The following is a 6,925-nucleotide window of genomic DNA, read 5'->3' as shown; positions in this document are numbered from 1 at the left end:
TCTCCAATTTGATTGCCATCATGATAGGCAGCAAGCAGGACTTGACTGGTTTTACCCCATGCGATCGCACCCGTTGCATCCAGCGCGATCGCACCAAAATCTCGCCCGTGTTCTTTCGCTTCTGTAAACGAACGCTGCATCGCCTCGACCAGGGATAACCCATCGGTAACGCGCACCACAATCCGCGCCGCCAAACACTCATCAATGATGTCCTCCCCAATCCCCGTACAGCTTACTGCTGCATGACGGGAAGCGTAATTGCCCGCAGGCATTGCCGAATCACTCACACGACCAATTCGTTCAAAGCCTTTGCCACCCGTCGATGTCCCTACTGCCAGACGCCCCTGACTATCCAACACCACAACCCCAATAGTGCCGCGTCCATCTTCCGAAGCCGTCACCAGCTCTTTTTCTGCAACAACTCCCGCCATCTCTTTCTCAAAATTGCCCTGCCGTTCTAGCATCCACTCCTGCAACCGGAGGTCAGTCAGGGGATTATAAGTAGGAGTATTGAGTTCCCGCATCAATTCGCCTGACCCATAGTCCGAAAGTACGCGATCGGGGGAGCTTTGCAAGAACTCTGCCAGGTTAATAGGATTTTGGACTCGCGAAACATTAATCACTCCGCTGAAGCGCTGGATACTCCCCTGCATCAACGACGCACTCATGCGGATTTGCCCATCGGATTGCAGCACTGAACCCGTCCCTGCATTAAAGCGAGGGTCATCCTCCAGTAATTGGCAGCCTAGTACCACAGCCTCAGCGGCATCAGCACCTGTTAACAATAAAGAGTAAACTTCCTCAATAACTTTATAGAGGGACTTGCGTACAACATCAACTCCCGCTTTGCCTTTAAGAGAACTACCAGCACCACCGTGAATAATAAGTTTAGGTTGCATTTGTTGTGTATTGACTGTGATCCAATGAAAGGTTAGAGATTTTTACTTTAATCGCAAAGTATTCGTTGGGCGAGGCTACAAAATTACCCCAATTCTTGTGTGATGAGGCTTTGCAGCATCTTTTGACGAATGACTTTAACTCGCTTTAGACTTACGCCTGCGACAGCGTTCTGAGCAGTATTTCACCTCATCCCAACAATCCGCCCATTTTTTGCGCCAGGTGAAGGGAAGTCCGCAGACTGAGCAGTTTTTCCTGGGCAGGTCAGATTTGGAACGCTGGCGTGCCATGCTAAGTTGACGGTAATATTACTAGTTTAATTGTAAAAAACTGTTAATCAACTTGTAAAGAACGATGTAAATGCTGGAAGCCAATCAACTCGGCTTAGGGGCTGACTTAGCTAAGGGAGTGGCTATGGATAGCATCCTCTAATCCGGATGGGGGAGAACGTGAAATGAAATTAGACAACGTCAAGATTATCTTAGTCGAGCCAGCAGGCCCGTTGAATGTTGGTTCTGTGGCGCGGGTGATGAAGAATATGGGACTGCATCAATTAGTGTTAGTCAATCCTCAGTGTGACCCGTTAGGAATCGAGGCGCGGCAGATGGCGGTTCATGGGGGGGATATTTTGGAAGCCGCCCAGGAAGTGCCAACGTTACCGGATGCCTTAAAGGGATGTCAACGTGCGATCGCAACTACGGCTCGTGCCCGTACCCTAAACACTCCCCTAGAATCCCCTAGAACGGCACTGCCTTGGTTATTGAAGGAAGGCGTAACATCTGCCTTAATTTTTGGTCGCGAAGACCGAGGACTAAGCAATGTTGAACTCAATTATGCCCAGCGATTTGTGGGTATTCCTTCCAGTTCCGAGTATCCTTCGTTAAACCTGGCACAAGCCGTTGCGATTTGCTGTTACGAGCTTTACCAAAGTACTCAATCGTTACCCTCGAATATTGAGACTCGCTATCTATTCCCCCCTACCCAAATTGGAGAAACGGCTCCATTGGACGTTTTGGAAGGTTACTATCAACATCTAGAAACTGTATTGTTAAAAATCGGTTATCTTTATCCCCATACCGCTCAAGCCCGCATGGAAAAATTTCGGCGGTTGTTGAGCCGAGCAACGCCAACCACAGAGGAGGCCGCTATGCTCCGAGGTATTCTCCGTCAGATGGAATGGGCACTAAAATCTCTGCCAAAGTCTGATGTTGGGGATGGTTCCCAGTCTATCGAGTCCTAAAATAGACTGGCAAGAGAGAAATTAGATGTTAAATTCAGTGGGTTAACAGTCTATAAAAGAAGTTAGGTAGGTCGGTAGAACAAAAATGATAAGTTGTTTTTTAGTTATGCCTGCCTGCTTAGTGGTGTTGGAGGTGTGATCGGTGGCAGCGTCCATAGGGAATAGGGGTCAGTCAGAAAATCCTGAAGCAGAACAGCAAGAGCAGCGAATTCAACGGCAACGACGTGAGCGTCGGAGTTTGCGCAAACAACTTTTCGGACAGGAGGTGGCTCGCATCCCCTCTCCCCAACCGCCGAAGCGCAGTTTCGGGCGAGCTATGCGGCGTAGGCAGCAAACGGCATCAACCTCAATGCGCCCCATTCCTGAACCGCCAAGGCCGCTGCTCCCGCCGCAACAGCAGCGCCTGAAATCCCCTTCGCCTATCCATTCTTCCGTGCAGTCACTGCGACCTGTTTCGCCAATTACCCCTCAGCGACCCCCTACAGTCACTCATGGGTCAACACGGATACAAAGCTCTGACCCAAAAAATTACCGAACTCAGGAGTCAGGATACAGAAGGGGAGAACAGACATCGAACTCAAGTGCACGGATAAACCCGTGGCAGGTTAAGCCCCCATCCACGATTTCTCCTCGTTCATCCTTACCCACAACAAACAGCCCAACTCCCAAATCCTTGGACGCCAGCCCCAGAGGTAAAGGACGCGATCGCACTGTACCCGCTCTTCGGGCTATTCGCTCAGCGGTATCGGCGTTGCCAGCGCTCAACCTCCTGAGGGATTCAGGCAAGCGTCGCCGAGACAACAATCCATCCCAAACGGTCACTAACGTTGCTTCCCCAGTTCAAGAGGGGAAAGCCAATGGCAGACGAGTCAAGCAAAAAGTAGCCTCTCCAACATCCAGAATTCAGACCAATCCAACGGCTAAGCGTCCGCCAAGACAGAAACGTCCTACACACCCGTTAGCTTATATTATTCGTCTGCTGATTCTGGGGATTGGCATTGGTGCGATCGCAGGGACACTGTTGTCGGCGTTAGACCCAGCCATGCAAGTGTCGTCCGTTAAAAGCCCTGAATCGGCTAAAAGTCAAGCCCAAGAGAGCCCCAAACCCGTCAGCCAGCCTACGCCCCTGGCGCTGAGTCAGGAAATCTTGCCGTTGAAATCACAGGTGCAGGCTCTCGCCGCGAACAACCCTAAATTGCAACCGGGCGTCTTTATCGTTGACCTGGATACGGGGGCTTACATCGACATCAATAGCCGCTCTACTTTTGCTTCAGCGAGTACCATTAAACTGCCAATCTTGGTGGCCTTATTTCAGGATGTCGATACTGGCAAAATTCGCTTAGATGAAAGCCTAACCCTGCAATCAGAAATGATTGCCTCTGGTTCGGGGGATTTGCAGTACCAAAAGCCAGGAACCAAGTTCACGGTTCTGGAGTTGGCAACAAAAATGATCACGATTAGTGATAACACAGCAACGAATATGCTCATCTCTCGACTCGGAGGTACTGAGGCACTCACACGACGGTTCCGTGCTTGGAACTTGACCACAACTGTGATTCAAAATCCCTTGCCAGATTTAGAGGGGACGAATGTCACCAGCCCTCAAGAACTGGCTGGTTTGATGTCGATGATCAATCAAGGGCAATTGGTATCACTACCTTCGCGCGATCGCATTCTCAGTATCATGCAGCATAATGAAATCAACACCCTATTGCCCCAAGGGCTAGGCAGTGGTGCGGTCATTGCCCATAAAACGGGCAACATTGGCTCAGTACTCGCGGATGTGGGCTTGGTAAATATGCCCAGTGGCAAGAGTTACATTATTTCGGTTATGGTTAAACGCCCCTTTAACGACGCCAGTGCGCAAGAGCTGATTCGCAAAATTTCTCAAACCGCCTATGACCATTTCAATCAGCCCGGTGTAAGCCCTCGTACAAGTTCCATGCCTTCCGACAGTACTGCTACCGGAAGCCGTGACTTTGCGTTGGACAATTACGGTCAATGAACTACTGCCAGTGCCTAACGGCTCAGGCAATTTCTAGCTCATATTCCTTTAAAGCCGACTTCCATATCCATTTCCTTGGCTGGACTGACTTGAGGGGCAGAGGGAGTTTTCGTCGGCATACGAGAAACGCCAATCTGATTCAAGATGATGCCGCAGATAATCACACTGCCCCCAATGTATTGAGCCATTGTCGGTGATTCACCCAAAATCAAATAAGCTGCCAAAATGCCTGCTAGTGGGCTAAATGCGCTAGCCAACGAAACATCCGATGCGTTAGTCGTTTTCAAGCCGGTAAACCAACATAATTGACCCCCAACGATAATCACCACACTATAAATTGCCATCCATTGCCATAAAAAGGGTGAGAAGACATCCGCGAAATGCACGAGACCATACAGCTTGAGTGCTACCGTAAAGAACACGACGGTTCCTAATGCCATCCTAAATAAACTAAACAGGCCCAAAGGAATTTGGCGCAGCTTTACCTTACTAATAATTGTGGAAAAAGCTAATGAGACAGCTGCACCTGCCGCCATCAATTCACCTCTTCCGATCTGAAACCCTCCCATCGTCCTCATGCCTGCTTCTGGAGCTTGAAGGACTATGGTTAAGACAACACCAATAAAGGAAGCGATCGCACCCGCAATTACCCAATAATTTACGCGTTCTCGCAGCACTAAGATGGATAAAGCCAGAATCAGCGGTGGCTCAATTCGTCCAATCAAAACCACATTATTCACCATTGTCAGGTCGAGGGCAGTGAAAAATAAGGCTGGAGCGAGAGCACCGGAAAGGATAGCAACTGTACTTAAACCGAGCCAATCGCTCCATGAGAGCTGTTTGAAGGACTGAACATTTAACTGTTTACCGTAGATTAAACATAGGGTAATCAAAGCACAAAGATTGCCCACAAACAAAAGATTACAGAATGAAATAGGATTTCTGCCGTCAATTAAGTTTTGCGCCCCAAGTTCTGTAAGCTTGCGTGTAATGGAGTTAGATGAAGCAAAGATCAGGATAGCTAACAATAGATAAGCTCGTCCTGGAATTCGATAGGTCAAACTTTTGACATGAGCAACAACGAAATAAAAGTTTCTCCAAATCATCAAGTGTTTCAAATGAACGATTGGCGATTGGTTCATCAACCAAATCATATAATCTGATACTGGCGACTTTCTACCCTATCTCTTGCTTGGCGGTAATGCTGCTCTAGCTGCTCAATTGTTAAGTATTGGGCTATGCTAATTCGTTTTGGCATCGCTCAGGGAAAGCACCCTCTCCTTTTATCGTAAGCGATTATGCGCACATGATATCAGTTAGTAGAGCCAATCTGCTTTAATCATAACCTTTCCTTCACTAGGATACGAGCGACTTGCTCTGTAATGCATTCACTCGAAGAAGCATCCAATGCTGTTAATACATGGGATGCTTCGGTTATAAATTTTGGCGCTGGCTCGACTGTGCTAATGATGAGTCAGCCGACTCTTTAGTAAAGGTCGAATTCTGGACAAAACCCAACCATCAGGGAGTCACGACTGTACTGCCACAGCTACCCTCTTGCAGGTATTCTCGATGCTGTCTTTCGGAGAAGCGGCTCGTACTAGGATGTTTTAAACGGCCAGAGTTGCAAGCTGTCTCATAGGAAGGTAGCTGTATCGTTCTAGTTCAGCGATCACCTTGCCAACACTTTCTTCAATGCTTTCCTTTGCCGTGTAGCAGATCACTTCCGGATTGAGAGGTTCTTCATAAGGGTCATCAATGCCAGTAAAATTCTTAATCTCGCCCGATCGCGCTAATGCATACAGACCCTTGACATCGCGACATTCGCAAATCTCTAAGGGTGCGTTCACATACACTTCCATAAAGCTCTCGGTCATCTCGCGAATCTCATTACGGATGGCGCGGTAGGGACTAATGGCAGCTGTGATCGCCACAACGCCATTGCGACTGAGCAGGTTGGCCACAAAGCCGATCCGCCGAACGTTGATATCGCGATCCTGTTGGCTAAAACTCAAACCTTTAGATAGGTTGGTACGCACAATATCACCATCGAGCATTTCCACCTTGCAATGACGGGCTTTAATCTCACGCTCAACTGCTTTGGCAATGGTAGTTTTGCCTGACCCACTCAGACCTGTAAACCACAATGTGACTCCTTGATGCTGCATAATTCGTTACCTCCAGGAATGTTAATTAAGCAATGTTGCTGTTAGCTTTGAATCGGCTCAGTGCTACAACCCAAATTTCAGCAAATTCTGGTTGCATAAACTCTTTTTGGGGAACTTTCTGAAGACACTTGAGGAAAAGGACAACACTACCCTAAACTTCTGTCAGTTAATTAGCATTAGAACTCTGATTAAGCCATCTGATGAACGTTCTTGATTTTCTTTAAGACCAGAGGTTGGTCTTGCAATAACCGTTCTTTCAGCATATTGAGATAAGTAGCCCGGAACTTCCTCAGCTGGTAATCCTGTGGAGCATTTTCTCTGAGCTCTACCCATGCCCGTTGCTTTTTTTCTTCACTCCGGACTTTAATGCCTTCGCTCATTTCTTGCGTAATCTTCGCTTTGGCAGGGGTCATTTTTTCATAGCCGTAATAATCCATGTAATCTCCAGCAATTGTCTCAATAATTTCAATCTCATCCATACTCATGGACTTTTTGAACTTATCGATATAAGCCGGAATCGGTGGGCATGAGTTGGTTTGCCATAGAGCTGACAAAACAGAAATATTTTTGGCTTCCTGAGAATTGGAAACATCAAGCATTGAGTTTAAGAACTCT

6 protein-coding genes and 1 pseudogene are annotated in these 6,925 nt (G+C 47.8%); 2 read left to right on the top strand and 5 right to left on the bottom strand.

The window, feature by feature from the left end; all coding sequences use genetic code 11:
• Together V6C93_RS34350 and V6C93_RS34345 are read right to left on the bottom strand one after the other, a co-directional pair.
• The coding region (locus tag V6C93_RS34350; protein WP_333481181.1) for an isoaspartyl peptidase/L-asparaginase at positions 1-899 on the bottom strand (899 nt) is incomplete at its 3' end.
• A 135-nt stretch (positions 900-1,034) separates the two neighbouring features.
• A complete protein-coding gene (locus tag V6C93_RS34345) occupies positions 1,035-1,187 on the bottom strand; it encodes a DUF2256 domain-containing protein (RefSeq protein ID WP_333481180.1) in 153 nt (50 codons plus the stop codon).
• A gap of 164 nt (positions 1,188-1,351) precedes the next feature.
• Between V6C93_RS34345 and V6C93_RS34340 the strand changes: the two genes are divergently transcribed.
• Entirely contained in the window at positions 1,352-2,137 is a 786-nt protein-coding gene (locus V6C93_RS34340; protein ID WP_333481178.1) for an RNA methyltransferase, read from the top strand.
• A gap of 142 nt (positions 2,138-2,279) precedes the next feature.
• Positions 2,280-4,142 (top strand): serine hydrolase, encoded by a 1,863-nt coding sequence (locus tag V6C93_RS34335; protein WP_333481177.1) that lies wholly within the window; start codon positions 2,280-2,282, stop codon positions 4,140-4,142.
• A gap of 38 nt (positions 4,143-4,180) precedes the next feature.
• Here the strand turns inward: V6C93_RS34335 and V6C93_RS34330 are convergent, their stop codons facing one another.
• The 3 genes and pseudogenes from V6C93_RS34330 to V6C93_RS34320 form a co-directional block, all read right to left on the bottom strand.
• Positions 4,181-5,248, bottom strand: a complete 1,068-nt coding sequence (locus tag V6C93_RS34330) for a DMT family transporter (protein WP_414644343.1) — start codon at positions 5,246-5,248, stop codon at positions 4,181-4,183.
• Between the two features lie 504 nt (positions 5,249-5,752).
• Entirely contained in the window at positions 5,753-6,310 is a 558-nt protein-coding gene (gene cysC / locus V6C93_RS34325) for an adenylyl-sulfate kinase (protein ID WP_333481176.1), read from the bottom strand.
• A gap of 188 nt (positions 6,311-6,498) precedes the next feature.
• Positions 6,499-6,925: pseudogene (locus V6C93_RS34320) on the bottom strand (sulfotransferase); the annotation flags it as partial.

It is taken from the genome of Allocoleopsis sp., assembly GCF_036703385.1.
Lineage (GTDB): Bacteria > Cyanobacteriota > Cyanobacteriia > Cyanobacteriales > Coleofasciculaceae > Allocoleopsis.
Note: the sequence above shows the minus strand (reverse complement) of the source record. Positions and strands in the feature narration are given on the sequence as shown.

Coding starts and splice junctions, on each gene's coding strand:
- V6C93_RS34345 (WP_333481180.1), bottom strand. CDS start 1,187: ATGGCACGCCAGCGTTCCAAATCTGACCTGCCCAGGAAAAACTGCTCA.
- V6C93_RS34330 (WP_414644343.1), bottom strand. CDS start 5,248: ATGATTTGGAGAAACTTTTATTTCGTTGTTGCTCATGTCAAAAGTTTG.
- cysC (WP_333481176.1), bottom strand. CDS start 6,310: ATGCAGCATCAAGGAGTCACATTGTGGTTTACAGGTCTGAGTGGGTCA.
- V6C93_RS34340 (WP_333481178.1), top strand. CDS start 1,352: ATGAAATTAGACAACGTCAAGATTATCTTAGTCGAGCCAGCAGGCCCG.